The 25,077-nt window shown below is 59.1% G+C and carries 25 protein-coding genes; 6 read left to right on the forward strand and 19 right to left on the reverse strand.

What is annotated here, in order from left to right; translation table 11 throughout:
- The 3 genes from ngg to MEB48_RS21245 all read left to right on the forward strand — a co-directional run bounded on the left by ngg (position 1) and on the right by MEB48_RS21245 (position 3,512).
- A complete protein-coding gene (gene ngg / locus MEB48_RS21235; RefSeq protein WP_237885876.1) occupies positions 1-1,746 on the forward strand; it encodes an N-acetylglutaminylglutamine synthetase in 1,746 nt (581 codons plus the stop codon).
- Positions 1,747-1,886: 140 nt separating this feature from the next.
- The gene (locus MEB48_RS21240; protein ID WP_237885877.1) at positions 1,887-3,077 is read left to right on the forward strand and encodes an osmoprotectant NAGGN system M42 family peptidase; all 1,191 of its coding nucleotides are present in this window, start codon (positions 1,887-1,889) and stop codon (positions 3,075-3,077) included.
- 207 nt (positions 3,078-3,284) lie between these two features.
- On the forward strand, positions 3,285-3,512 hold the full coding sequence (locus MEB48_RS21245) for a YheU family protein (RefSeq protein ID WP_237885878.1): 228 nt from the start codon (positions 3,285-3,287) through the stop codon (positions 3,510-3,512).
- Between the two features lie 5 nt (positions 3,513-3,517).
- Here the strand turns inward: MEB48_RS21245 and csrA are convergent, their stop codons facing one another.
- The 3 genes from csrA to MEB48_RS21260 form a co-directional block, all read right to left on the reverse strand.
- Positions 3,518-3,703 (reverse strand): carbon storage regulator CsrA, encoded by a 186-nt coding sequence (csrA, locus tag MEB48_RS21250; protein ID WP_237885879.1) that lies wholly within the window; start codon positions 3,701-3,703, stop codon positions 3,518-3,520.
- A gap of 154 nt (positions 3,704-3,857) precedes the next feature.
- The gene (locus MEB48_RS21255; RefSeq protein WP_237885880.1) at positions 3,858-4,190 is read right to left on the reverse strand and encodes a YnfA family protein; all 333 of its coding nucleotides are present in this window, start codon (positions 4,188-4,190) and stop codon (positions 3,858-3,860) included.
- A 64-nt stretch (positions 4,191-4,254) separates the two neighbouring features.
- Positions 4,255-5,070, reverse strand: a complete 816-nt coding sequence (locus MEB48_RS21260) for an SDR family oxidoreductase (protein WP_237885881.1) — start codon at positions 5,068-5,070, stop codon at positions 4,255-4,257.
- Between the two features lie 294 nt (positions 5,071-5,364).
- On the opposite strand from MEB48_RS21260, the gene MEB48_RS21265 reads away from it, so the two are divergent.
- Positions 5,365-5,517 (forward strand): DUF3309 family protein, encoded by a 153-nt coding sequence (locus tag MEB48_RS21265; RefSeq protein ID WP_052964818.1) that lies wholly within the window; start codon positions 5,365-5,367, stop codon positions 5,515-5,517.
- A 59-nt stretch (positions 5,518-5,576) separates the two neighbouring features.
- Here MEB48_RS21265 and MEB48_RS21270 read toward each other — a convergent pair whose 3' ends face one another.
- The 10 genes from MEB48_RS21270 to MEB48_RS21315 form a co-directional block, all read right to left on the reverse strand.
- Entirely contained in the window at positions 5,577-7,670 is a 2,094-nt protein-coding gene (locus tag MEB48_RS21270) for an LTA synthase family protein (protein WP_237885882.1), read from the reverse strand.
- A 509-nt stretch (positions 7,671-8,179) separates the two neighbouring features.
- Positions 8,180-8,782, reverse strand: coding sequence for an START domain-containing protein (locus tag MEB48_RS21275; RefSeq protein ID WP_237885883.1), 603 nt, complete (start codon positions 8,780-8,782; stop codon positions 8,180-8,182).
- A gap of 41 nt (positions 8,783-8,823) precedes the next feature.
- Positions 8,824-9,078, reverse strand: coding sequence for a YkgJ family cysteine cluster protein (locus MEB48_RS21280; protein WP_237885884.1), 255 nt, complete (start codon positions 9,076-9,078; stop codon positions 8,824-8,826).
- 166 nt (positions 9,079-9,244) lie between these two features.
- Positions 9,245-9,712 carry a translation initiation factor 2 gene (locus tag MEB48_RS21285; protein WP_237885885.1) on the reverse strand — a complete coding sequence of 156 codons (468 nt, stop codon included), beginning with the start codon at positions 9,710-9,712 and terminating at the stop codon, positions 9,245-9,247.
- An 87-nt stretch (positions 9,713-9,799) separates the two neighbouring features.
- Positions 9,800-11,239 (reverse strand): aminotransferase-like domain-containing protein, encoded by a 1,440-nt coding sequence (locus MEB48_RS21290; RefSeq protein WP_237885886.1) that lies wholly within the window; start codon positions 11,237-11,239, stop codon positions 9,800-9,802.
- A gap of 209 nt (positions 11,240-11,448) precedes the next feature.
- Complete coding sequence (locus MEB48_RS21295) at positions 11,449-12,261, reverse strand: OmpA family protein (RefSeq protein ID WP_237885887.1); 813 nt, start codon at positions 12,259-12,261, stop codon at positions 11,449-11,451.
- Complete coding sequence (locus MEB48_RS21300; RefSeq protein WP_237885888.1) at positions 12,258-12,614, reverse strand: DUF4398 domain-containing protein; 357 nt, start codon at positions 12,612-12,614, stop codon at positions 12,258-12,260. Before MEB48_RS21300 ends, MEB48_RS21295 begins: the two co-directional genes overlap by 4 nt.
- Positions 12,615-12,623: 9 nt before the next feature.
- Positions 12,624-13,460 (reverse strand): substrate-binding periplasmic protein, encoded by an 837-nt coding sequence (locus MEB48_RS21305; RefSeq protein WP_237885889.1) that lies wholly within the window; start codon positions 13,458-13,460, stop codon positions 12,624-12,626.
- Positions 13,461-13,562: 102 nt separating this feature from the next.
- Positions 13,563-14,492: an electron transfer flavoprotein subunit alpha/FixB family protein gene (locus MEB48_RS21310; RefSeq protein WP_237885890.1), complete on the reverse strand. Its 930-nt coding sequence runs from the start codon at positions 14,490-14,492 to the stop codon at positions 13,563-13,565.
- Positions 14,493-15,242, reverse strand: coding sequence for an electron transfer flavoprotein subunit beta/FixA family protein (locus MEB48_RS21315; RefSeq protein WP_007903904.1), 750 nt, complete (start codon positions 15,240-15,242; stop codon positions 14,493-14,495).
- A gap of 547 nt (positions 15,243-15,789) precedes the next feature.
- On the opposite strand from MEB48_RS21315, the gene MEB48_RS21320 reads away from it, so the two are divergent.
- Entirely contained in the window at positions 15,790-17,454 is a 1,665-nt protein-coding gene (locus tag MEB48_RS21320; protein WP_237885891.1) for an electron transfer flavoprotein-ubiquinone oxidoreductase, read from the forward strand.
- Positions 17,455-17,639: 185 nt separating this feature from the next.
- On the opposite strand, the gene MEB48_RS21325 is transcribed toward MEB48_RS21320, so the two are convergent.
- The gene (locus MEB48_RS21325) at positions 17,640-18,530 is read right to left on the reverse strand and encodes an AraC family transcriptional regulator (RefSeq protein WP_237885892.1); all 891 of its coding nucleotides are present in this window, start codon (positions 18,528-18,530) and stop codon (positions 17,640-17,642) included.
- A 205-nt stretch (positions 18,531-18,735) separates the two neighbouring features.
- Here MEB48_RS21325 and MEB48_RS21330 point away from each other — a divergent pair, with 205 nt between their 5' ends.
- Entirely contained in the window at positions 18,736-19,788 is a 1,053-nt protein-coding gene (locus MEB48_RS21330; protein ID WP_237885893.1) for an NAD(P)-dependent alcohol dehydrogenase, read from the forward strand.
- Here the strand turns inward: MEB48_RS21330 and MEB48_RS21335 are convergent, their stop codons facing one another.
- From MEB48_RS21335 to MEB48_RS21355, 5 genes are all read right to left on the reverse strand, one after another.
- Positions 19,789-20,592 (reverse strand): IclR family transcriptional regulator, encoded by an 804-nt coding sequence (locus tag MEB48_RS21335; protein ID WP_237885894.1) that lies wholly within the window; start codon positions 20,590-20,592, stop codon positions 19,789-19,791.
- 59 nt (positions 20,593-20,651) lie between these two features.
- Positions 20,652-21,962 carry an MFS transporter gene (locus MEB48_RS21340; protein ID WP_237885895.1) on the reverse strand — a complete coding sequence of 437 codons (1,311 nt, stop codon included), beginning with the start codon at positions 21,960-21,962 and terminating at the stop codon, positions 20,652-20,654.
- Positions 21,963-22,122: 160 nt separating this feature from the next.
- On the reverse strand, positions 22,123-23,271 hold the full coding sequence (gene dgoD / locus MEB48_RS21345; protein WP_007903915.1) for a galactonate dehydratase: 1,149 nt from the start codon (positions 23,269-23,271) through the stop codon (positions 22,123-22,125).
- Between the two features lie 64 nt (positions 23,272-23,335).
- The gene (locus MEB48_RS21350; protein WP_237885896.1) at positions 23,336-23,956 is read right to left on the reverse strand and encodes a 2-dehydro-3-deoxy-6-phosphogalactonate aldolase; all 621 of its coding nucleotides are present in this window, start codon (positions 23,954-23,956) and stop codon (positions 23,336-23,338) included.
- Between the two features lie 19 nt (positions 23,957-23,975).
- The gene (locus tag MEB48_RS21355) at positions 23,976-24,968 is read right to left on the reverse strand and encodes a 2-dehydro-3-deoxygalactonokinase (RefSeq protein ID WP_237885897.1); all 993 of its coding nucleotides are present in this window, start codon (positions 24,966-24,968) and stop codon (positions 23,976-23,978) included.
- Positions 24,969-25,077 lie beyond the last annotated feature (109 nt).

Here is a 25,077-nt window from a genome sequence, read left to right on the forward strand (position 1 = left end):
ATGAAACCTCACGCCACGGCTTATAGCCAACGCTTGTTGCGCGGTCAGGCGCCCTCTTACGAACGCTTGCAGGCGCGCCTGGCCGAAGACCGCAGTGAATTGAGCGCCGCCCCCATCGCGGTGCATTGCGGCTGGGGCCGGTTGCTGATCGGCCATACGTTTCCCGATGCGGCGAGCCTTGCCCAAGAGTTGCTCAATGAGCAGCCCGGTGAGCGGGATATCGCCTTGTACGTCGCCGCGCCCCAGCAAGTGCTGGGGCTGGAACCGGCGCAGCTGTTTCTCGACCCCTCCGACACCTTGCGCCTGTGGTTCAGCGATTACCGTCAGGCCACCCGGGTATTCCGCGGTTTTCGCATCCGTCGGGCGCAAAGCGACGCGGACTGGCAGGCGATCAATCAGCTGTATCAGGCGCGCGGCATGCTACCGATCGATGCGAGTTTGCTGACGCCTCATCACCAGGGTGGCCCGGTTTACTGGCTGGCCGAAGATGAGGACAGCGGCGCGATCATCGGCAGTGTCATGGGCCTGAATCATCACAAGGCCTTCAACGACCCGGAAAACGGCAGCAGCCTGTGGTGCCTGGCGGTCGATCCGCAATGTTCCCGCCCAGGCGTCGGTGAAGTGTTGGTGCGACACTTGATCGAACACTTCATGAGCCGTGGCCTGAGTTACCTGGACCTGTCGGTGCTGCACAACAATCGTCAGGCGAAAAGTCTTTACGCCAAGTTGGGTTTTCGCAACTTGTCGACCTTCGCCATCAAGCGCAAAAACGGCATCAACCAGCCATTGTTTCTCGGCCCCGGCCCGGAAGCCGAGTTCAATCCGTATGCGCGAATCATCGTCGAGGAGGCTCACCGGCGCGGTATTGAAGTGCAGGTAGATGACGCCCAGGCCGGCCTGTTTACCTTGATTCACGGCAGCCGTCGGGTACGTTGTCGCGAATCACTGAGCGATCTGACGAGCGCCATCAGCATGACGTTGTGTCAGGACAAAAGCCTGACCCACAAGGTGCTGAAAAACGCCGGTCTCAAGCTGCCCGCCCAGCAACTGGTGGGGAGCGCGGACGACAATCTGGCGTTTCTCGACGAGCACCAACGGGTGGTGGTCAAACCGCTGGACGGTGAACAGGGCCAAGGGGTGGCGGTGGATTTGCGCACCTTCGAAGAGGTCCGGCAAGCCATCGAAAATGCCCGCACATTCGACAGTCGAGTGCTGTTGGAAAGCTTCCATGAAGGCCTCGACTTGCGGATTCTGGTGATCGGTTTCGAAGTGGTCGCGGCCGCCATTCGCCGGCCGGCGGAAGTGGTGGGCGATGGTCAACATACCATCGGCGCGCTGATTGAGGCGCAGAGCCGTCGCCGTCAGGCGGCGACCAGCGGTGAAAGCAAGATTCCGCTGGACCATGAGACCCAGCGCACGTTGCAGGCGGCGGGTTACGACTACAGCAGCATTCTGCCGGCCGGTGAGCACCTGTTCGTACGACGCACGGCGAATCTTCATACAGGCGGCATGCTTGAAGACGTCACCGCGATTTTGCATCCGACCTTGGTAGATGCAGCGGTGCGCGCGGCGCGGGCGCTGGATATTCCGATGGTCGGGCTCGACCTGATGGTGCCGGCCGCCGACCAGCCGGAGTATGTGTTTATCGAAGCCAATGAGCGCGCCGGGCTGGCCAACCATGAACCGCAGCCGACGGCCGAGCGGTTTGTGGATTTGTTGTTTGCGCATAGTCAGCCGGTGGTCTAGCCCCCTCATGATCGTTCCCACGCTCCCGCGTGGGAATGACTCCTCGGACGCGCAGCAATCGCTTGGGACGCAGAGCGTCCCTGGCTGCATTCCCACGCAGAGCGTGGGAACGATCAGCTCTCACTTCATCAGGAGTTTCCATGACCCGCAAAATCCCCGAACCGGACCTCAATTACTTGCAAAAAGTCCTGCTGGAAATGCTCGCCATTCCCAGCCCTACCGGGTTCACCGACACCATCGTGCGTTACGTCGCCGAGCGCCTCGAAGAGCTGGGCATTCCCTTTGAGATGACCCGTCGCGGCACCCTGCGCGCCACCCTCAAGGGCAAGAAAAACAGCCCGGACCGCGCCGTCTCCGCCCACCTGGACACCATCGGCGCGGCAGTTCGCGCGATCAAGGACAACGGTCGTCTGACCCTGGCGCCGGTCGGTTGCTGGTCCAGCCGTTTTGCCGAAGGCAGCCGCGTCAGTCTGTTCACCGACAACGGCGTGATCCGCGGCAGCGTATTGCCGCTGATGGCTTCCGGGCACGCGTTCAATACTGCCGTGGATGAAATGCCGATCAGCTGGGATCACATCGAATTGCGTCTGGACGCTTACTGCGCCACCCGCGCCGATTGCGATTCGCTGGGGATCAGCGTCGGTGATTTCATTGCCTTCGACCCGTTGCCGGAGTTCACCGAAAGCGGCCACATCAGCGCCCGTCACCTCGATGACAAGGCCGGCGTTGCCGCACTGCTGGCGGCGTTGAAAGCCATTGTCGACAGCGGTGAAGAACTGATGATCGACTGCCATCCACTGTTCACCATCACCGAAGAAACCGGCAGCGGTGCGGCGGCCGCCCTGCCCTGGGATGTCAGCGAATTCGTCGGTATCGACATCGCGCCGGTCGCGCCCGGCCAGCATTCCAGCGAACACGCGGTGAGCGTGGCAATGCAGGATTCCGGCGGGCCTTATGACTATCACCTGTCGCGCCATCTGCTGCGCCTGGCCAGCGACAACGAACTGCCGGCGCGCCGTGATCTGTTCCGCTATTACTTCAGCGATGCCCACTCGGCAGTCACTGCCGGCCACGACATTCGTACCGCCCTGCTGGCCTTCGGTTGCGATGCCACCCACGGCTACGAACGCACCCACATCGACAGCCTCGCCGCCCTCAGCCGCCTGCTCGGCGCCTACATCCTCAGCCCGCCGGTATTCGACAGCGATGCACAACCGGCCAAGGGATCGCTGGACCGGTTCAGTCATCAGATCGAACACGAGACGCAGATGGAAAGTGATACCCGGGTGCCGTCGGTGGATAGTTTGGTGGGGCAGCGTTCAGAAGGTTGAGTTTTACCTGTAGATATTCGGTGCCTGCACGATCGTCTTCGCGAGCAAGCCCGCTCCCACAGGTGACCGAGTTCTTTCATAGGAATACGGTCGAATGTGGGAGCGGGCTTGCTCGCGAAGGCGATCGTGCAGGCAACTGTTCAGACCGGGCTAGCCGCCCTCCTTCATTCACCGTAGCATCGCGCCATTGTTTAGCCGAGGTGCCTTATGCTGATTCCCCATGACCAACTTGAAGTCGGCACGCTGACCCGCCTGATCGAGGATTTCGTGACCCGTGACGGCACGGACAACGGCGATGACACACCGCTGGAAACCCGCGTTTTGCGTGTTCGTCAGGCATTGACCAAGGGCCAGGCGTTGATCGTTTTCGATCCGGAAAGCGAGCAATGCCAGTTGATGCTCAAACACGACGTGCCCAAGCATCTGTTCGACTGAGGCCCTTAACGGGCTTTCGCTCTGGCCTGCTGGACCTGGATGCGCTCATAGACTTCGGCGCGATGTATATCGACCTGTCGCGGCGCTTCAACGCCGAAACGCACGCTGCTACCGTTCACAGCGAGAACCCGCACGGAAATGTTGTCACCAATGGATATCAACTCGCCCACAACGCGACTGAGTACAAGCATGGCATTCATCCTTCAGGGTTACCGGCCCTTGAAGATGCCCGGCACGCAGCGGGTCTACAACGCAACAGCAGCAAAACAGTTTTGCCCTACGGCACAGAATGCGTCGCCCTGACAGACGCATCCGACAAACCGGGTTGAATGAAGGACCGATCCTTCAGGAAACAGAAAAGCGCGGACCAAACAGAATGACACTCGCCCCGATCACACACAGTGCCACGCCAATCCAGTCCGAGCCCAGTGGACGAATCCGCTCGACCACCGCCAGCCAGCCGATCGACGCAATGATGTAGATGCCACCGTAGGCGGCATAGGCGCGGCCGGCGTAGCTCGCTTCGACCCGCGTCAGCAGCACCGCGAACAAGATCAGGCTGAGCAACGCCGGGATAATCCACCACGCGCTTCTACCTTGGCGCAGCCACATCCAGAAGGCGAAGCAGCCAGCGATTTCGAACAGCGCGGCGAGGAAAAACCACAGGTAATTGAGCATGCAGATGTCTCGTTGGGATGGCCGATGGCGGCCACCCTAACGACGGTATTGCGCTCGGGCAAGTTCAGCTTGCGGATTGTTTGGCCTTGGCGCGCATTTTGTCGGCCATCACGGTCATTTCGTTGTAGAGCAATTGCGGGTCTTTTTGTTTGATCGCCCAGGCCATGCGGCCCTGTTCGTGAGGCAAGATCAAGAATTCGCCGACGGCGACCTGCTGATAGATGTAGTCGGCAATATCAGCAGCGGTAATTGGCGAGCTTTCCAGCAATTTACCGACCTGGGCTTTCATGGCCGGGGTCGGGCCGCGGAAGGAGTCCAGCAAGTTGGTCTGAAAGAACGACGGACAGACCACATGCACGCTGATCTCCTCGTGGGCCAGTTCGATCAACAGACTTTCCGACAAAGCCACCACCCCCGCCTTGGCCACGTTGTAGTTGCTCATGGCCGGGCCTTGCATCAGTGCCGCCATCGAGGCGATGTTGATAATCTTGCCGTGGCTCTTCTCCAGCAGCGGCAGGAACGCCTTGCAGCCCTTGACCACACCCATCAGGTTGATCGCGATCTGCCAGTCCCAGTCTTCCAGCGACAGTTCACTGAAGAACCCGCCCGAGGCCACACCGGCGTTGTTGACGATGACATCGATGCCGCCGAGTTTCTCTTCACAGGCTTGGGCGAAGGCCATCAGCTGGCTGTAGTCACGCACATCGCAACGCTGGATGAAACCGTCACCGCCGGCTTCGCGAACCAGCTTCAGGGTTTCTTGCAGGCCGGGCTCACTGACATCCGACAAGGCCAGCTGCCAGCCTTCACGCGCCCAGCGCAGCGCGATTTCGCGACCCAGGCCTGAGCCCGCGCCAGTGATCATCATGCGATTTTGCATAGCAAACAGCCTTGTTGTTCCGGGGAAGATGCACCGAGTGTAGCGAAGGATACTGCGCCACCCACGCTCCATCAGATTGCTGAATGGCCAGCAATGAACCACGGCGCGGTCCGGTTGTTTCAACTTTGATACGCAGTAAAAGAAATAAACGTGCTTTCCAAAAACATTAAGAAAACCTGGAATTTTTCTTCATATCCATGAGTCGGATTTTGTAAGCAGCTAGGCTTAATACAAGTCCGGCTGATGGCTAAAACGCCAGGTCAATCCACAACGCTTCCAACAAAGGAAACAGACATGGGCACAATTCTTATCGTTATTCTTATCCTGTTGTTGATAGGTGGCTTGCCGGTCTTCCCGTACTCCAGTAGTTGGGGTTATGGCCCGTCCGGTATCATCGGCGTGGTGTTGGTAGTGCTGTTGATCCTGCTATTACTTGGCAAGATATAAAGATTTTCCGGCAAAAAAAGAGGCCCTGCGAAGGGCCTCTTTTCTAGTGCGCAAAAAAATCAGTCCGGCGTGCCGTCAACTACACCGGCGGTGTTATCGATCAGGCTTTTGGTGGCCGTCTGAATGAACGACTCAAGTTTCTGCTTGAGCGCCGCTTCGTCCGCCGATGCCGGGATCACTTCACCTTTCGGGTGGGCGCCCAGTTCGTATTGATACAACTTCGGTGGCATATCTTTAGGCAATACCAACATGCGATCCGCGGTAAGCAATGCGACTGTCTGATCGCTGCCCGACGGTTTGATCATGCCAAAGCCCTTATCGCCTTCCGGCAGGTTCAACAAGTCGCGCCCCCAGCACTGATGAACCACATCGCCACCGACGCGGCCCATGATGGTCGGTACGATGTCGATCTGAGTGCCGACGGTGTGGTCGATCTCGCCGAATTTTTCCTGGACACCCGGCCCGATCATCAGCATTGGCACGTTGAAACGGCCCAGGTCCATTTCAGTAATTTGCTGTTCATTGCCAAAACCGTGGTCGCCGACAACCACGAACAGGGTTTCCTTGAAGTACGGCTCTTTGCGGGCCTGTTCAAAGAACTGACCCAACGCCCAATCGGAGTAGCGCATGGCGGTCAAGTGTTCGTTCAGGTTGCCACGATCGGTCACGCGCTCCACCGGCAATGGCGTCGGCAAGGCGTACGGCGTGTGGTTGGACAGGGTCTGCAGCAAGGCATAGAACGGCTTTTTATCCTTGCCATCGCGGGCCTTCAATTCCTCCAGACCACGGTTGAACATGTCCTGGTCGGATACGCCCCAGGTCGGATCGGAGAACACCGGGTTGACGAAGTCATTGCGCCCGATGAAATTGGTCATGCCCTGGTTGCTGAAAAAGCCCGACTGATTATCCCAGGCGAAGTCGCCGTTGTAGACGTACACATCATCGTAGTCGCGGGCGCTGAGCAGCTGCGGCAGGCCGGACAGTTTGTGGCTGCCTTCAGGCGTCTGCATCAGGTATTCGAAACCCGGCAGGTTCGGGAAGCAGGCCATGGTGGCGAACATGCCCTGGTGGGTATGGGTGCCATTGGAGAAGAATCGGTCGAACAACAGGCCTTCTTTCGACAGTTTGTCGAAGTACGGTGTGATTTCACCCGGACGACCCAGAGCACCCACCGAGTGACCGGCGAAGCTTTCCATCAGGATCACCACGACGTTCTTGATCGGCAGTGTCTTGTTGGTGTCGGGGCTGTAGTTGCGACGCACCGCGGCGGTCTCGGGATCGACCAGCTTGTCGCTCGGAGTCAGCAACGAATCGCGCACGGTCTGCTGGGCCAGAGGCTGTGGCAGCGTGGCTTTCCAGACATTGTCGCGATGTGCGGATATCCGGCTTTTCGCCGCTGCGATCAGCGACAACGTGCCGTTAAGGCCCAACTGGTTGGCGAAGTTCGAGTCGGTGGTGTAAACGTCGCCCCAACGCATTGGCGGTCCTTGACGCAAGGTGCCACGAGCCGCGACCACGCAGACCAGCAGGCAAACCACGAACACCACGCCGCGCGCATACCACGGAGCGACCTGCCGCGTGCCAATGCTGCCACCGCTGAACGGCCCGCGAGGACGCGTGGCGCGGTCGGCGCCCTTGAACGCGAGGGTCAGAATCAACGTGCCCACGGCCCAGGCCAACAGGTAGCGAACCACCGGAAAACCGTACCAGAGCATGCTCATCACGGTTTTCGGGTCTTCGTTCACGTACTGGAAGACCAGGCCATTGAGACGCTGGTGGAACTCACGGTAAAAGTCCATCTCCATCAGGCCAAGGAACAGCGCGATGCTCGAGGCAACGGTCAGCCACAGCCGGAAGAACCCGCGGGCGGCCATGGCCCGGGCGCTGAACAATGCCAGCACCAGCGGAATGCTGAGGTAAACCACCAGACGCAAGTCGAAACGCAGGCCGTTGGCGAACGCTTCCAGAAAGGTCGAAGCCGGTGTATCGAGGATCATCGAGCTGTTGTAGACCAGCAGCGCCACGCGCAGCAGGCTGAACATGACCATCATGACCAGGGCACACAAGAGTGTGTAGGCCAGATGCGATTTGACGGTCGGTTGCAGCAGGCGACTAGAAGCTCGCTGCTGACTCAGGGCGTCCGGGTTTGCCATGTCGTTTTAGGACCCATTGGAAGTTGAAGTTTCAAAAATACAGCGGCGCCTTGCCTGATGCTGGTCGGTTAACCTGTGGGAGCGGGCTTGCTCGCGAAGGCGGCGGCACAGTCAACATCGATGTCGTCTGACACACCGCTTTCGCGAGCAAGCCCGCTCCCACATGGATTGCGTTTAACTGACCGGCATCAGCTATCTTGCCCTCTGTTGGCCATCCTCGGCCCCGGGGCTCGCGCGGTGCGCAAATGTTGCACGATCACCCGCGGCATTACCATTGATTACTGACCCGCAGGCCCGACTGTCGCTTGCAGCGTTCTGGGACAAGAGACGTGACGCAAAGTTGCGGAGGCTGACGGGTTGGGGCTCGGGTGAATTGTCTTGGAGGCTTTGTGAAAATTTCGTTCAACGCATATCCAGAAACAAAATAAAGCCCCGCCCTTGGTAAAAAAACGCAAACGCCTCGATCAGATCGGGGCGTTGTTGAACGGGCTGATCAAAAGTATACGCGGTTACTTCTCGGCGCGTTCTTTCAGGGCTTTGAGGGTATTGAACGGCGCATCGACCACAAACTTGTTGGCCAACCACGACGGCACGCTGCCACCGGGTTCGGTATGGGCCTGATAAGTCACTTCGACCTGATCGCCTTTAGGCACGAGCTTCCAGAAACCTTTGACTTGGGCAACCCGTACAAAACCTTTTTCTTCTGGAAGGTACTTGGGCTGCCCTTCCAATTCTCGGGTCAGGCTTCCATCGGCGCTTTCAACGGTGGTGACATGCAACACGGAGTCGCGAGGAGTGACCGGCCAAGGGGTATTGAACCGGGTGTAGGTCCAGCTCTGGTTACCTTCGTGTTTGAGCAACTTCTGAGTCTTGCACTCGTGAATCCATGCACAGGCTCCCGGCACGTCTTCCTGCAATGCACGCAGTTTGGCCATGGTGGTCTTCATGACGGTCACGCCACGGTAAGCCTTGTATTGGGAACCGGCCACTTCACTCAAGGACACTTTGATGCCCTCTTCTTCCTTGGCAGTTTTCCATTCTTCGGCCTGGGCCGTGGAGGCCAGCAAAACCGTCAAACCACACAGCACAGCCATACGATGCAGCGAACCCATAGTTATATTCCTTATTGTGGAAGTTCCGTTCGATGAACACATCACGCAGCCGTCATTTGTTCCCACCAGCCCAGCAATTTGATCGCTTCATCGCTGCTGTTTCCGCAGACCTCGACATCGGCTTCAAATGCCGAACACACCGCAGGACGTTCCGGCTTGCCGAAAATGCCGCACAGATTATCGACAGACAGTTGTACGCAACGCTCTCCGGCAGCTTTGCCATTGGGCATGCCGGGAATCGGGGAACTGATGGAAGGGGCAATGCAACAGGCGCCACAGCCTTCACGGCATCTCATGACGACAAGCTCCTCGCGACGGGTAATGCGTTAAAGGGACGTGGCACAGAGTAACGACTAAAACGACTGTTTAAAATTACCTGAGCCCGGGTTTTTTCGCTCAAACGAACGTGACTGACCAGTCTCCGACAAAGCGTCTGGTGCACGGGGTCACGAATGGGTGAATTTACTGCTTGAACTCAAAATCCAGCGCCGCGCCTTCAACTTCCCGACGCTCTTCATTGCGCAATTGCAGCTGCATTTCATTGCTAAGCAGGCGACCGTTGAGCTGGAACGGGCTGCTCTTGTCACCGAACATTTGCGGCAACAGTGCATCCCGTTGGGGCAACGTTACCGTGCCGACCGGCTTCAGTTCCTCGACCATGTCCTTGGGCAAACTCAAGTCGAGATTTGCTGAAGGGAGTTTGGCTTGCACGACTTCACTGGCCGGTTTCGACTTGGAAGCAATGGGGGAACGTTTTTTGACCGCAGTAGCCTTCTTTTTGGCCGGCGCGGCTTTTTTGACCGATGCCGCTTTTTCCACGGTTGTGCTGGCTGTTGGTTTTTCCTGAACGGAAGCCGCCATGACGCCTTCCGCGTGACAGGTCATCGACAGGCAGATCAACAACCAGGCGGCAGGAAAAATCGGCTTCATGGACCCAACGGCGCGAACGGCAGAAGGTTATATGCTCGCCTGTTGGAGGCAACAAGACAAGCGGGCAGTTCAGAACTGCCCGGCCGATCAAAAACCGCTCGTCGTCTCCTGACAAAGTTGCGTCGCCAGCAACCCCAACGTCATCAATGCACGCTCGGCTTCACGGTTCCAAGGGATGCCGCAGTTCAGGCGAATGCAGTGATTGAACTGCTCGGTGTTACTGAAGATCAGCCCCGGCGCAATACTGATGCCCTGCTGCAATGCACGCACATGCAGTTCCTGCGTGTTGACCCGTCCCGGTAGGCTGACCCATAGAATGAAACCACCGGTGGGCCGGCTCATCTGCGTGCCTTCCGGAAAGTACTGCTGCACCGCCAGTTGAAAAGCACTGAGGTTCTTGCGGTACTCCTGACGGATGTAGCGCAAATGCCGGTCGTAGCCACCGTTCTCCAGATAGGCCGCGATGCCCATTTGCGTGACGCTGCACGCCGAATGTGTGCTGAAGGTTTGCAAGCGCTGGATTTCCTGCTGGTACTTGCCGGCGATCATCCAGCCGATGCGCACACCGGGCGACAGGGTTTTGGAGAAACTGGAGCAATAGATCACTCGATCCAGCCGGTCATAGGCCTTGAGCGATTTGGTGCGGCCCTGCTCGAACATCAGCTCGCCATAAATATCGTCTTCGACGACCTGGATATCGAAATCCGAGGCCAGACGCAGCAGTTGTTTCTGCCGCTCTTCAGGCATGGTGCCGCCCAAGGGATTACTCAAACGGGTGGTCAGCACCAGCGCCTTGATCGACCACTGGTTGGCTGCCAATTGCAGGGCTTCGAGGCTCATGCCGGTAGCCGGATCGCTGGGGATCTCGATGACTTTCAGTCCCAGCAGGTCAGCCAGTTGCAGCAAACCGTAATAGGTTGGCGACTCGGCCGCGATCAGATCGCCCGGCCGGGTCAACACGCGCAGAGACATCTGCAATGCATCGACGCAACCGTGGGTAATGACCACTTCCGACGGATCGACCACCACGCCGGCATCGCGCATGCGGATCGCCACTTGCCGACGCAACGGCTCGAAGCCGGGGCTGAACATGTAGCTGAACGCCCGAGGGCTATGGAAACGGGTGACTTTGGCCAGTTGCTGATGCAGCGCCCGCACCGGCAGATAGTCGACGCTCGGTACGGCCGCGCCCAACGGGAAGACGCCTTCGCGGCGGGATTCGACCAGTACTTGCTGGATGATGCTGCTGCGGGTGACCAGACCAGGACGCTCGACCCGGGCAATATCCGGGGTTGGCGCCGTGAGCGCGGGCGTTTGGTGCACGTAGTAACCGGATTGCGGCCGGGCACGAATCAGCCCCTGATCCTCAAGGTTGGCGTAGGCCTGCAACACCGTTGCATGGCTGACGTTGAGCTGCGAGCTCATCTTGCGCACCGAAGGCACGCGCTCCCCCGGTTGATAGACACCGCGGCGGATGTCTTCAGCCAGTTGCTGAGCAATTCGTTGATAGAGCAAGAGATTGGTCATGACGCAGCACTCGATTTCACGGGCATTTTATTCTTGTGTGAAACAATACCGGAACAGTTTAGAAGTGTACTGGGACAGTTGCCACAATAGTCGACCGTACAGTGCGGTGTCAGCAAAATCTGTACTGTTTTTTTGGAGTATTGCGCTGATTGGCACGCACAAAAAAACCCGGCACTGCTGACAGGCCGGGTTTTCCAGTAACGCAACCCTTAGCGGGCGGCGCCGAGCTGGCCTTTTTCATCGGAGAACACAATTTCCACCCGACGGTTCTGCGCACGACCGCGCTCGGAAGCGTTCACGTCCACCGGGTATTCATCGCCGTAGCCTTCGACTTTGATACGTTTGTCGTCGATACCCAGGTCCATCAGCACGTTAGCCACCGATTGCGCGCGGTCGCGGGATAGCTTGAGGTTTTCCTGTTTACCGCCGGTGCTGTCGGTATAGCCCTCGATCCGCACCACACGCTTGGGGTTGAGCTGCAAGAACTGGACGATCTTCAGCACCACACGGTTTGCCGAGCTTTTCAGCTCTGCTTCACCGGTATCGAACAGCACATCACCCAAGGTCATCACCAGACCACGGTCGGTTTGGGTAGTCGCCAATGCCACAATCTGCTCTTCGAGCCACTTGCCCTGTTGCTGCACGCTGAGCAATTTGGACTCACGCAGGGCCAACTGCAGGCGCTGACGCTCGAGTTCGAGCTTCGTCGCGCGTTCCTCGTTGAGCACTTGATTGGTGTGTTCCCGCGCAATTTCACTGTAGCGCCGGCTCAGGTAGGCGTAATGCACCACGTCCGAACCGCTGCCCCAGTAGCTGGACAGACGATCGGCGCGGGCCAGGGATTCACCGGCACGGATCACGTCTTTGGGCGCAATACGCAGCACATTGGAGTCTTCCTTGACCTTCTGGAAGTCGGCGCCGGCCTGCTGCAATGCGGCTTCGCTGTGTTGGCCAGCGCAGCCATAAAGGCTTGCGCAGCCGGCCAGAATCAAGCCGCCGAGTGCTTTGGTTTTCAGGCTCATTGGGCATCTCCCAGTTGCTTGCGCAGGCGAGTGATGCGGGTATTGAGCACGTTCAACTGCTCCTCGCTCTTGAGGGTCAGAACCCGTGCTTCGGCAAGCCGCGCGTCCAGTTCGGCCTGCTCGGCCCGCATGCGCGCATTCTTGAAGGACTGGTCGGCCATGTTGCCCTTGGCACGCTTGAACTTGTCTTCGGCCAGTTTCAGCTCCGGTACTTCGTCGGCGGTAGCACCCACGGCCTTGGCTTGTTCGAGGGCCTGCTCGGTCAGGCGTATTTGTTCATTCGGCGCCGGATCGGCTGCACAACCCGCCAGAGCCAGAACGGCCAGGGCAACGAAAAGAGGTCGAATACTCACTAAAAATCCCTACTGTTTTGGAGTACTGACAGGTTGTGGCTGCGGTTGTGAGCGTTGCGCTTTCCAACGCTCGATATTGCGCAGCAGTGCAGCTTCTGTCAGTCCGGACGCGGGCAATTCTGTCATCTTTTTGGCCAGCTGTCCGCGCAACCACGGATCGTTGCAGGCAGAGTTATGGGAAACCGCGAGATACAGGCCGGGTTTGTCGATGGGTTGTGGGTGGGCCATCAAGTCATCGGCCATCCCCAGCGTTTGCACCATGGCCATGCCCGAGTAGCGTCCGGCGAGGACAAATTCCACCTCGTTCAGCAGCAATTTCTGAAAGGCCTGGGTCAGATTGGGTGTGCGCACCAGGGTCAATTGCTGCTCGGCGAAAGTCCCGAATGCCGGAGTCACTCGAGCCTTTTCCGACAACGCGCCGGGATGATCGTGAAGATCCTGCGCTTCGTTGTAGACCAGCAACGAGTCGTTGCGGGTCCAGACCAGGTAATCGTTTTCCAGCAGCGGTGGATGGATGTAATCCAGATTTTCCAGCTCACTGACCGTCAACGGCGCATCGGCCAGCATGTCCATGCGCCCGCTGCGCACTTCGTCCAGGGCCTGGGAGCGTTTGCCGGCGTAAAGCAGCTCGACCTTGATGCCCAACTCCCCCGCCACGTGCTGCAACAGATCAGCGCTGGCGCCTATCAGGTACTTGGGATTTTGCGGGTCTTGCCACAGGTACGGCGGTGCGTCCGGGCTGCCGGTCACCACCAGGCGCTCGCATTTACCTGCGGCGATGGACAGCGTCGGCAGCAACGTCAGCCCCAGCAGTAATGACCAGCCACACACGCGGCGCAAATCCATGGCGAAACACTCCACTCAAACCCGGTTATATCGTCTGTAGAAGCAAAGAATAAAAAAAAGCCCGACCAAAAGGCCGGGCTCTTTATAAGTCAAGCTGCCGGATTAGACCAGCTTCTCGAACTCAGGGATGGCTTCGAACAAGTCTGCCACCAGGCCGTAATCGGCCACCTGGAAGATCGGCGCTTCTTCATCCTTGTTGATCGCAACGATCACTTTGGAGTCTTTCATGCCGGCCAGGTGCTGGATCGCGCCGGAAATACCGACGGCGATGTACAGCTGTGGCGCAACGATCTTGCCGGTCTGACCGACCTGCATGTCGTTGGGTACGAAACCTGCGTCGACCGCGGCGCGGGAAGCACCGACGGCAGCGCCCAGCTTGTCGGCCAGGGCGTACAGGTGTTTGAAGTTGTCGCCGTTCTGCATGCCGCGACCGCCGGAAACGACGATTTTGGCAGCGGTCAGTTCCGGACGATCGGACTTGGCCAGTTCTTCGCCAACGAAGCTCGAAGTGCCAGCGTCGTGGGCAGCGGCAACGGCTTCAACGGTAGCCGAACCACCTTCAGCAGCAACCGGGTCGAAACCGGTGGCACGCACGGTGATCACTTTGACCGCTGCGTTGGACTGAACGGTCGCGATGGCGTTACCGGCATAGATCGGGCGCTTGAAGGTGTCGGCGCTTTCGACCGAGATGATCTCGGAGATCTGGTCAACGTCCAGGCTCGCGGCAACGCGCGGAAGGATGTTTTTGCCGTTGGAAGTGGCGGCGGCCAGGATGTGGCTGTAACCAGCGCCCAGCTCGGCAACCAGCGGTGCGACGTTTTCCGGCAGTTGGTGAGCGTAGGCGGCGTTGTCGGCCACCAGCACTTTAGCCACGCCAGCGATTTTCGCAGCGGCTTCAGCCACGGCGCCAGCGCCCTGACCTGCAACCAGAACGTGGATGTCGCCACCGATCTTGGCGGCAGCAGCAACGGTATTCAGCGTGGCCGGGGCCAGCACTTTGTTGTCGTGTTCAGCAATAACCAAGATAGTCATTTAGATTACCTTCGCTTCGTTTTTCAGTTTCTCGACCAGTTCAGCTACCGACTTGACCTTGATACCCGCGCTGCGTGCAGCCGGCGCTTCGACTTTCAGGGTCTTGTTGGTGGAGGCGGTGGAAACGCCCAAAGCGTCCGGAGTCAGCACTTCGAGAGGCTTCTTCTTGGCTTTCATGATGTTTGGTAGAGACGCGTAGCGCGGCTCGTTCAAACGCAGGTCGGTGGTGACGATGGCCGGCAGTTTCAGGGAAACCGTCTGTGCGCCGCCGTCGATTTCGCGGGTCACGGCAACGGTATCGCCGCTGACTTCGACTTTCGAAGCGAACGTACCCTGACCGTAACCGCTCAATGCAGCGAGCATCTGGCCAGTCTGGTTGTTGTCGCTGTCGATGGCTTGTTTGCCGAGGATCACCAGCTGAGGCTGTTCCTTGTCGACAACGGCTTTCAACAACTTGGCAACGGCCAGGGAAGTCAGATCTTCAGCGGATTCGACGAGGATGGCGCGGTCGGCACCCAGAGCCAGCGCGGTGCGCAGTTGCTCTTGAGCGGTGGACGGGCCGATGGAGACGACGACGATTTCAGTCGCAACGCCTTTCTCTTTCAGACGTACGGCTTCTTCCACTGCGATTTCGCAGAACGGGTTCATCGACATCTTGACGTTAGCGAGGTCGACGCCGGAATTGTCCGCCTTGACACGAACCTTGACGTTGTAATCCACAACGCGTTTGACAGCTACAAGAACCTTCATGGATTCCTCGTTACTCTCCGGTGAAAAGAAAGTCGCCTAGGCGAACCTGGCGGTTGATGCTCATCGGCGCAAGGGCACCTCTAAAAACGCTGGCAGGTATATCGGGTGAACATTGCTCACGAGGCTGATAACCGTTCGTCAGTGGTGACCGACGAGTCATTCATTATCACGGCGTGTAAACTGCACGCCAAACCTGTACCGCGCATCACCTTGTATCGTCATCGCCCTGTCTTTAGAGGTGCTCTTGAAACCAACAGTCAGCCTACGGCGAGCGCAAAACCGACCGTATCTTGACCGGAACGCCTATTCCGGTCAATACGGCAAAATAGCCGTTCATAAGCCGCGTGACTTTGATTTCTCTGGCTTTGAGCCAATTCAAACAAACGTTTGTATTGGACGCTAGGAGTGGTGTAGATATAATGCGCCACCTAGAGAGAAAGGTGGGTCATCCATTGTCCCTTTCGGCGTTTGCCGGAGGAAATAATGGATGCAACGCCAAACCTCCAATTAGAAAAAAAACTGTTGAGCCTTGAGTAGGAGATAGCCTGTGGAACGCGAATACATGGAATTCGACGTGGTCATCGTCGGTGCCGGCCCCGCTGGCCTGTCTGCCGCCTGCCGTTTGAAGCAGAAGGCCGCCGAAGCCGGTAAGGAAATCAGCGTCTGCGTGGTCGAAAAAGGCTCCGAAGTCGGCGCTCACATCCTCTCCGGTGCCGTGTTCGAACCACGGGCCCTGAACGAATTGTTCCCGGACTGGAAAGAACTCGGCGCGCCGCTGAACACGCCAGTCACACGCGATGACATCTTCGTTCTGAAAAACGCCGACAGCGCGCAGAAGATTCCTGACTTCTTTGTGCCCAAGACCATGCACAACGAAGGCAACTACATCATCTCCCTGGGCAACCTGTGCCGCTGGCTGGCCCAGCAGGCCGAGAACCTGGGCGTGGAAATCTACCCGGGCTTCGCCGCCCAGGAAGCGCTGTTCGACGAGAACGGCGTGGTTCGCGGGATCATCACCGGCGATCTGGGCGTTGATCGCGAAGGCAATCCGAAAGAAGGCCTGTACACCCCGGGCATGGAACTGCGTGCCAAGTACACGCTGTTCGCCGAAGGTTGCCGTGGCCATATCGGCAAGCAGCTGATCAAGCGTTTCAACCTCGACAGCGAGGCCGACGCCCAACATTACGGCATCGGTCTGAAAGAAATCTGGGAAATCGACCCGGCCAAGCACCAGCCAGGCCTGGTGGTCCACACCGCCGGTTGGCCGCTGGACATCATGGGCACCGAGAACACCGGCGGCTCGTTCCTCTATCACCTGGAAAACAATCAGGTGGTGGTCGGCCTGATCGTCGACCTTTCCTACAGCAACACCTTCCTGTCGCCGTTCGACGAGTTCCAGCGCCTCAAGCATCACCCGGTGCTCAAGCAATACCTGGAAGGCGGCAAGCGCATCAGCTATGGCGCGCGTGCTATCTCCAAAGGCGGCCTGAACTCGCTGCCGAAAATGGTCTTCAAGGGCGGCGCGCTGATCGGTTGCGACCTCGGCACGCTGAACTTCGCCAAGATCAAAGGCAGCCACACCGCGATGAAGTCCGGTATGCTCGCCGCTGACGCCGTGGCCGACGCACTGTTTGCTGAAAAAGATGGCACCGAAGAGCTGACCACTTACGTCGACGCGTTCAAGAAGAGCTGGCTATACGACGAACTGTTCGCCAGCCGCAACTTCGGCCCGGCGATGCACAAGTTCGGCCCGATCATCGGTGCCGGTTTCAACTGGCTCGACCAGAACATCTTCGGCGGCAAACTGCCGTTCACCTTGCACGACACCAAGCCGGATTACGCTTGCCTGAAACTGGCGGCTGATTGCAAGAAGATCGACTACCCGAAACCGGACGGCAAGATCAGCTTCGACAAACTCAGCTCGGTGTTCATCTCCGGTACCAACCACGAAGAAGAGCAGCCTTGCCACTTGAAGCTGGCCGACGCGAGCATTCCGATCGCCAAGAACCTGCCGATGTACGATGAACCTGCCCAGCGCTACTGCCCGGCCGGCGTGTACGAAGTGGTGACCCAGGAAGACGGCGAAAAGCGCTTCCAGATCAACGCCCAGAACTGCGTTCACTGCAAGACCTGCGACATCAAGGACCCTGCACAGAACATCACCTGGGTGGCGCCGGAAGGCTCTGGCGGCCCGACTTACCCGAACATGTAAGTCGAATCGCTGAACAACATAGGCTCCCGAAATGGGGGCCTTTTTGTTGCCCGAAATTAAGCCACACCACAAAACCAATGTGGGAGCGGGCTTGCTCGCGAAGGCGGTTTATCATCCAACATTGATGTCAACTGATACACCGCTTTCGCGAGCAAGCCCGCTCCCACAAGGGGATTCGTGGTGTATCAAGCCGCGCGCTCATCCCCAGGATTACGCTCAAAGTAACGCTTGTACTCGCGGCTGAACTGCGACGTGCTCTGATACCCCACCCGATGCGCCACCTGGGCCACGCCCAACCCTTCGCCCAGCAACAACTGCTGGGCCCTGAGCAAACGCAAACGCTTCAAATACTGCACCGGCGACAATAACGTGCTGCGTTTGAAATGCTCATGAAACGTCGACGCACTCATGTTCGCGCAACTGGCCAGGGTCTCGACGTTCAGCGGCTCGGTGTAATGCGCATGCAGATGACTCAGAGACGCCGCGATCCGCGCGAACTGCCCCTGTTGTTCCACCAACGCTCGCAACACATCGGCTTGCGATCCGCGTAACGCCACGAACAACAATTCACGCAAGCGCGCCGGGCCCATGATCTGGCATTCCAGCGGATCGTGCAGGCAGCGCAACAACCGCTCCACACAACCGCGCATGGCATCGTCGAGCACCGCCGAGGTCATGGACTCGGGCGTCTGTGCGGGAACCGTACGCCCCGGTGCCAGCCCCATGGCCAGCACCAATTCACTGAGCAGCACCCGGTCAATGGAGATGGAAACGCCCAGCATCGGGCCATCTGGTGCCGAAAACGTCTCGCATTCGAAGGGTACCGGCAACGCCTGAATCAGGTAATGCCCAGTACCATATTCCAACGTACGCGAGCCCAGATGCGCCAACTTGCCGCCCTGGGCGATGATGACCAGGCTTGGCTCGTAGATTTGCGGGCCACGGGCGACATCGCAACTGGCTCGCATAAGCTGCACGCCCGACAACGCAGTAGGCGCAAAGCCGTCGCGGCTGATCAGCGGCTGGATCAACGAAACCAGGGTGGCATTGGCATCGAGATGACGGGTCAACAACATGGGGGAGCTCTTCACAAAAGAAGTCACAAAAAAAGTCGCGAAAAAAGGGATGAAAGCATCATCGCAGGTCTGAACGCCAATGCGACCAATCAGCGGCGCATGCCGGAGGATTAGGCATGACACCCGGAGGAATCGCCATGGCCGGTCACCCGTGCGGCGCCCAGAATGGCTCGCCTCACCTGTCACCGCTTTTGCGAGGTTCACCATGTACACCGCCATCGGATACGCCGCTCAGTCAGCCACCACTCCCCTCGCCCCGATGAAATTCGAACGCCGCAGCCCACGGGCCGACGACGTTGCGATCGACATTCTCTACTGCGGCGTCTGCCATTCCGACATCCATCAGGCACGCAACGAGTGGGGCATTGCGGTTTACCCGCTAATGCCCGGCCATGAGATCGTCGGAAAAGTCACCGCCGTCGGTGCGAATGTGACCCAACACAAGGTCGGCGATCTGGTCGGCGTCGGCTGCATGGTCGACTCGTGCCGACACTGCGAAGCCTGCCAGGCGGATCTGGAGCAATACTGCCTCGAAGGTGCGACCATGACGTACGCCACCCCGGACCGGGTCGATGGCAGCAACACCATGGGCGGCTACTCCGACAGCATCGTGGTCAGCGAGCACTTTGTCGTTCGTATCCCGGAGAAACTCGACCTGGCCAGCGCCGCGCCGATTCTGTGCGCCGGCATCACCACCTACTCACCGCTCAAGCACTACGGCGTCAAGGCCGGCGACAAGGTCGGGATTCTCGGCATGGGTGGTCTCGGCCACATGGGCATCAAGTTCGCCAAGGCGATGGGCGCTGAAGTGACGCTGTTCACCCGCTCGGCGAGCAAGGCTGAAGAAGCTCGTCGTCAAGGCGCGGACCACGTGATCGTGTCCACCGACGCGGAACAAATGAAGGCGGCCGCAGGACATTTCGACTTCCTGCTGGACACCATTCCGGTGCAGCACGACCTCAATCCCTACCTTGATACGCTGCGTTTCGATGGCGTGCATATTCTGGTGGGTTTGATCGAGCCGATCGATCCACCGGTCCACGCCGCCAAACTGGTACTGGGTCGCCGGGTACTGGCAGGTTCCTTGATCGGCGGCATCGCCGAAACCCAGGAAGTGCTGGATTTCTGCGCCGAACACGGCATCACCTGCGACATCGAAATGCTCGACATCCGTCAGATCAACGAGGCTTACACCCGCATGATTGCCGGTGACGTGAAGTACCGCTTCGTGATCGACATGGCGACGCTGAAAGTCTGATCAGACTTTCGCGCCGAGTTCAGCAGAAAGCCGGGCTGTAACCCCTTTGATCAGGGGAATCAGCTCGGCCATTTTTTCCAGCGGCATGTACGGCACGGTGCTGGCGATGCTGATACCGGCGACGATGCGCTTGCTGGCATCGCGGATCGGTGCCGCCACACAGCGGATCGACGGTTCGTTGTCTTCCAGATCGAACGCGTACCCGCCGGCCACGTACTCGATCATGCGTTGCTGAAACTGCTCCCAGGATTGCTCCGGGTGCTGCGGCCAGAACTGATTTTTCCCACCCACCGGCAAGCTGATTTCGTACAGCCGTTGCCATTCTTCCTGCGAGTCATCGAGCATCAACGCCTTACCGATCCCGGTACGCGCCAATGGCATACGATGGCCGACCCGCGAGCGCATTTCCGGACCGTTGCGCCCCGGATTCTTGAGCAGGTACAACACCTCGTCGCCTTCACGAATCGCCAAGTGAATGGTGTCGCCGGTCAACGCCGACAACTCATCCAGATACGGCCCGGCCAGCGTCACCAGTGGCAGCTCTTCACGCGCCTGGAAACCCAGTTCAATCAGTTTCGGCCCCAGCAGATAACCCACTTGCGGCACCACCCGCAAATATCGCTCGTCCACCAGGCAACTGGCCAGACGATGGGTAGTGCTGCGTGTCGTGCCGATCAGCCGGGCGATTTCCTTGAGATCACGGGCACCACTGGCCACGGCCTGAACCACACCCAAACCACGAAGCAGTGTCTGGGTGCCAGTCGGCGCGGCGTCCTTGGCGATTTTTGGGGCGTCTTCCTGCATATCCAGCCTTACCGTTGAGCGAGTGAACGGGCGGCATTATGGTCGCCCGATGGCCGCGACTACAACTTGATACGCTCGACCTTGCCCACCAGCAACACGTAGGAAAGCGCACCCATCAACGCCAGAAACGAGATATAGGTGATCGCCGGGGCAAACGAATCACCCGAGGCGAGAAAACCGATGACGATCGGCGTGGTAATCGCCGCCAGGTTGCCGATGAAATTGAACACCCCACCGGTCAATCCAAGCAAGCGCGCCGGGGCCAGGGTCGACACCAGCGACCAGGTGATCGACGCCAGACCGTTGCCGAAGAAGGCCAGCGCAAGGAAGGCAATCACCAATGGCGTCGACTCGACGAAGTTGGCGCCGATGATCGAGGTGGAAATCAGCAGGCCACCAATGATCGGCAACTTGCGGGCGAAACCCACCGTGTAGCCGCGACGGATCAAAAAGTCCGAGAAGAACCCCGAACACAGCACGCCGACGAAGGCCGCCAGAAACGGTAGCGACGCCAGCAAGCCAGACTTGATGAAGTCCATACCGCGATATTTCACCAGGTAGGTCGGGAACCACGTCAGAAAAAACCACAGGGTCGAGTTGAGGCAGAACTGGCCGAGGTAAATGCCCCACAACTTGCGTTTGCTCAGGACAATCCCAAGGTCGATCCAGCTGAATTTCGCCTTGGCCTTCGCGGCTTCAGCCTGAATATCCACCAGCCCGCCGCCTTCGCGGATCAGCTCGATTTCAGCGTCATTGGTGCCCTTGAAATCCCGCGGTTCGCGATACACCACATACCAGATCACCGCCCAGATAATGCCCACCGCGCCGGTGCTGACAAACACCATGTGCCAGCCATATTGGTGTTGCAACCAAGCGAGTACCGGCGTGAGAAACGCCAGGCCGACGAACTGCCCGGAGGTGTAGAAACCGATGGCTGTGGCGCGTTCGCGCTCGGGGAACCAGGTCGTCACCACGCGGCTGTTGATCGGATACGCCGGCGCTTCCAGGGCGCCGACGGCCATGCGCAGCACGAACAGCGCGATGAAACTGGCAGCGAAGCCGAGCATCACCGTGGCCACTGACCACAGCAGCAATGCGACGCTGTACAGGATGCGCGGCGGCACCCGGTCCACCAGCCAGCCGCCGGGGACTTGCATGGCGGCGTAAGTCCAGCCGAAAGCGGAAAAGATCAACCCGACATGGATCGGATCGATACCCAGATCGCTGGTCAGCGCCGGGGCGGCAATCGACAGGTTGCTGCGGTCCAGGTAGTTGATCACCACGGTGATGAACAACAGGACCATGATGAAAAAACGCTTGCGACTGGGCGTCACCAACGACGCCTGCCCGGTAAGGGTTTGCGGTTGCATGGGGGGTGCCTCTTCTTATGTTTATTGAGGTCGTGGTTGTTGATCGTTCCCACGCTCTGCGTGGGAATGCAGCCAGGGACGCTCTGCGTCCCAAGAGCGGACGCAGAGCGTCCGGTGAGGCATTCCCACGCGGAGCGTGGGAACGATCACCGCGTGAGTATCACCACTCGGCAAAGCTGCCATCGGCATGGCGCCAGATCGGGTTGCGCCAGCGGTGGCCGACGGCGGCGCGTTCGATCACGTATTCCTCGTTGATCTCGATGCCCAGGCCCGGGCCGTTGGGGATTTTCACGAAGCCCTTGTCGTAGTCGAACACCCGCGGATCTTTCACGTAATCGAGCAGGTCATTGCTCTCGTTGTAATGGATGCCCAGGCTCTGCTCCTGGATGAACGCGTTGTAGCAAACCGCGTCCAGTTGCAGGCACGCCGCCAGGGCAATCGGGCCTAACGGGCAATGCAGCGCCAGCGCCACGTCGTAGGCTTCGGCCATGTTGGCGATCTTGCGGGTTTCGGTGATGCCGCCCGCGTGGGAGGCATCCGGCTGGATGATGTCGACGTAGCCTTCGCTGAGCACCCGTTTGAAATCCCAGCGCGAGAACAACCGCTCGCCGAGGGCAATCGGTGTGCTGGTCAGCGGCGCCAGTTCTTTCAGCGCTTCGTAGTTTTCGCTGAGCACCGGCTCTTCGATGAACATCAGTTTGTACGGGTCGAGTTCCTTCATCAGCACCTTGGCCATGGGCTTATGCACCCGACCATGGAAGTCCACGCCGATGCCGACATTCGGGCCGACCGCATCGCGCACGGCGGCGACGTTGGCCAGCGCCAGGTCGACCTTCTCGAAGGAGTCGAGGAATTGCAGTTCTTCAGTGCCGTTCATTTTCACCGCCGTGAAACCACGGCTGACCGCTTCTTTCGCGGCACGCGCGGTATCTGCCGGGCGATCACCACCGATCCACGAATAAACGCGAATCTTGTCCCGCACCTGTCCACCCAACAGATCGCTGACCGACACACCCAGCGCCTTGCCCTTGATGTCCCACAACGCCTGGTCGATGCCGGCCAGGGCACTCATGTGGATCGCGCCGCCCCGGTAGAAGCCACCGCGGTAGAGCACGGTCCAGATGTCTTCGATGTTGCGTGGGTCCTTGCCGATCAGGTAGTCGGACAATTCCTCAACCGCAGCAGCGACGGTGTGCGCGCGGCCTTCGACCACGGGCTCGCCCCAACCGGTCACGCCTTCGTCGGTTTCGACCTTGAGGAAGCACCAGCGCGGCGGAACGATGAAGGTAGTGAGTTTGGTGATTTTCATCTCTCGTACTCTCTTTTTATTAATGCAGCTCTTATAGATGCAGCGCTCACAGCGCCAAAAAGTCTTAACGCAACGCATTCCAGGCAGCGACATACGCCTTGGCGCGCACCGCCACTTCGTCGGCCGTCATGCCCGGTTTGAACAACCCGGAGCCGAGGCCAAAACCTTTGACGCCGGCCTCGACAAACACCTGCATGTTGTCCGGCGTAATCCCGCCCACCGGCACCAGCACCGTCCCTGCCGGCAACACCGCCAACCAGGCTTTCACAACGGCGGGACCCATTTGTTCGGCCGGGAACATCTTCAGCACATCCGCCCCTTCGGCCAATGCGGCAAAGGCTTCGGTCGGCGTCGCGACACCCGGCGAAAGGAACAGCCCCGCCGCTTTCGCCGCACGCAACACCTTGGCATCGCTGTGAGGCATGACGATCACTTGGCCGCCCGCCGCTTTCACGTGCTCGACCTGTTCCGGCGTCAACACCGTGCCCGCACCGATCAGGCAATCGGCGGGTAAGGTACTGCGCAGGATGCGGATACTTTCGTACGGTTCGGGGGAATTAAGCGGCACTTCAATGACGCGAAATCCGGCCGAGTACAGGACTTCGCCGATGGCTGCCGCTTCTTGCGGACGCAGGCCACGCAGGATCGCGATCAGACCGTTTTGTGCCAGTGCTTGCTTGAGCATGTCAGACCTCCAGTCAGGTTTAACGGGATGGGGGTGTCGTGATCAGTACGGCGGCGACCGCCAACTGCCACAACCCGCGTTCGGTGGCCTGCTCGGCCAGGGTCACCCGGGCAAAACCGCAGGCGTCGAGCGCACGGCTGTAGCGGGCGCAGAGTTGGGTGTTTCCGATGAGGATGATCGAAGGCAGGTGCACGCTGTTGCGTCGGCGCCGCTGAACATTGGCCAGGGCCGACAGTTCATGGCCGATCAACAGGCCGGACAGATAGTCCGGTTGCGCGACGGCGCTGAGTTCGCCGGTCAGCCCCAGACTGCGGGCACTGAACAATGTCGACAGCGGCCCGATCTCGCCGTCTGCCGACAAGGCAACCCGCACGCCACGATCAAACGCTTCGCCATCGAAAGACGCGCCGCGCTGCTGAGTGCGCCCCAGAATGCTGTGTTCACTGAGGACGGCGAAGACTTCGCCGGTCATGAAGGTATCGAAATGCACGATGCAGCCGTCGGCCACTTCCACCCATTTCGAATGGCTGCCCGGCAGGCCGATCAACAGATCGTTGCCCGCCCCGCTCGGCAGATTCTGCAACACGCCGAGAACTTGGGTTTCCTCGCCGCGCATCACGTTCGGCAAGCGCGAACGCTGAATCACCCCCGGCACGATGTGCACATCAACACCGCGAAGACTGCGAACGATTTGTAGGGAAGTTCCGAGATTGGCGACGTTCGCCGGCGTGTCGCAGTAGGTCGCTTCGCGCCAGCCCTGAGCACTGCCGACCATGCCACACGCAATCACCGGCAAATCGGGCTGCGCATCGAGCCAGTCACCACAGGCCTCATCGAAGGCCAGTTCAAAGCCGTCGGCGCATGCCTGGCCGGCGATGATTCGCGGCGTCTTGGGCAGCTGCATGATCCCGGATGACAGCGAGCGCTGTTCCAGCACCTGGCCACCGAAGCCGAGTTTGTAAGCACGTAATGAGGTCGTCCCCCAATCGAGCGCGATCAATTGCGCCAGCATCGCTTCACCTGTTTTGTTTTTTGGCAGTGAGTGAGCTGGACTATAAACCTGGACGAAGGTAAATCTCAATATATAAATATCAATCCCATATATTGGGAGATGACACAAA

This window comes from Pseudomonas sp. PGPR40, assembly GCF_022014505.1.
Taxonomy (GTDB): domain Bacteria; phylum Pseudomonadota; class Gammaproteobacteria; order Pseudomonadales; family Pseudomonadaceae; genus Aquipseudomonas.

What these genes read in the sequence shown, in the direction of transcription:
- MEB48_RS21325 (WP_237885892.1), bottom strand. Translation starts at nt 18,530, where the DNA reads ATGTTGTTGACCCGTCATCTCGATGCCAATGCCACCCTGGTTTCGTTG.
- MEB48_RS21275 (WP_237885883.1), bottom strand. Translation starts at nt 8,782, where the DNA reads ATGGGTTCGCTGCATCGTATGGCTGTGCTGTGTGGTTTGACGGTTTTG.
- MEB48_RS21285 (WP_237885885.1), bottom strand. Translation starts at nt 9,712, where the DNA reads ATGAAGCCGATTTTTCCTGCCGCCTGGTTGTTGATCTGCCTGTCGATG.
- MEB48_RS21260 (WP_237885881.1), bottom strand. Translation starts at nt 5,070, where the DNA reads ATGCAAAATCGCATGATGATCACTGGCGCGGGCTCAGGCCTGGGTCGC.
- MEB48_RS21305 (WP_237885889.1), bottom strand. Translation starts at nt 13,460, where the DNA reads ATGGATTTGCGCCGCGTGTGTGGCTGGTCATTACTGCTGGGGCTGACG.
- MEB48_RS21335 (WP_237885894.1), bottom strand. Translation starts at nt 20,592, where the DNA reads ATGCAGGAAGACGCCCCAAAAATCGCCAAGGACGCCGCGCCGACTGGC.
- MEB48_RS21245 (WP_237885878.1), top strand. Translation starts at nt 3,285, where the DNA reads ATGCTGATTCCCCATGACCAACTTGAAGTCGGCACGCTGACCCGCCTG.
- MEB48_RS21310 (WP_237885890.1), bottom strand. Translation starts at nt 14,492, where the DNA reads ATGACTATCTTGGTTATTGCTGAACACGACAACAAAGTGCTGGCCCCG.
- ngg (WP_237885876.1), top strand. Translation starts at nt 1, where the DNA reads ATGAAACCTCACGCCACGGCTTATAGCCAACGCTTGTTGCGCGGTCAG.
- MEB48_RS21240 (WP_237885877.1), top strand. Translation starts at nt 1,887, where the DNA reads ATGACCCGCAAAATCCCCGAACCGGACCTCAATTACTTGCAAAAAGTC.
- MEB48_RS21280 (WP_237885884.1), bottom strand. Translation starts at nt 9,078, where the DNA reads ATGAGATGCCGTGAAGGCTGTGGCGCCTGTTGCATTGCCCCTTCCATC.
- csrA (WP_237885879.1), bottom strand. Translation starts at nt 3,703, where the DNA reads ATGCTTGTACTCAGTCGCGTTGTGGGCGAGTTGATATCCATTGGTGAC.
- MEB48_RS21315 (WP_007903904.1), bottom strand. Translation starts at nt 15,242, where the DNA reads ATGAAGGTTCTTGTAGCTGTCAAACGCGTTGTGGATTACAACGTCAAG.
- MEB48_RS21265 (WP_052964818.1), top strand. Translation starts at nt 5,365, where the DNA reads ATGGGCACAATTCTTATCGTTATTCTTATCCTGTTGTTGATAGGTGGC.
- MEB48_RS21330 (WP_237885893.1), top strand. Translation starts at nt 18,736, where the DNA reads ATGTACACCGCCATCGGATACGCCGCTCAGTCAGCCACCACTCCCCTC.
- MEB48_RS21270 (WP_237885882.1), bottom strand. Translation starts at nt 7,670, where the DNA reads ATGGCAAACCCGGACGCCCTGAGTCAGCAGCGAGCTTCTAGTCGCCTG.
- dgoD (WP_007903915.1), bottom strand. Translation starts at nt 23,271, where the DNA reads ATGAAAATCACCAAACTCACTACCTTCATCGTTCCGCCGCGCTGGTGC.
- MEB48_RS21290 (WP_237885886.1), bottom strand. Translation starts at nt 11,239, where the DNA reads ATGACCAATCTCTTGCTCTATCAACGAATTGCTCAGCAACTGGCTGAA.
- MEB48_RS21340 (WP_237885895.1), bottom strand. Translation starts at nt 21,962, where the DNA reads ATGCAACCGCAAACCCTTACCGGGCAGGCGTCGTTGGTGACGCCCAGT.
- MEB48_RS21355 (WP_237885897.1), bottom strand. Translation starts at nt 24,968, where the DNA reads ATGCTGGCGCAATTGATCGCGCTCGATTGGGGGACGACCTCATTACGT.
- MEB48_RS21255 (WP_237885880.1), bottom strand. Translation starts at nt 4,190, where the DNA reads ATGCTCAATTACCTGTGGTTTTTCCTCGCCGCGCTGTTCGAAATCGCT.
- MEB48_RS21295 (WP_237885887.1), bottom strand. Translation starts at nt 12,261, where the DNA reads ATGAGCCTGAAAACCAAAGCACTCGGCGGCTTGATTCTGGCCGGCTGC.
- MEB48_RS21350 (WP_237885896.1), bottom strand. Translation starts at nt 23,956, where the DNA reads ATGCTCAAGCAAGCACTGGCACAAAACGGTCTGATCGCGATCCTGCGT.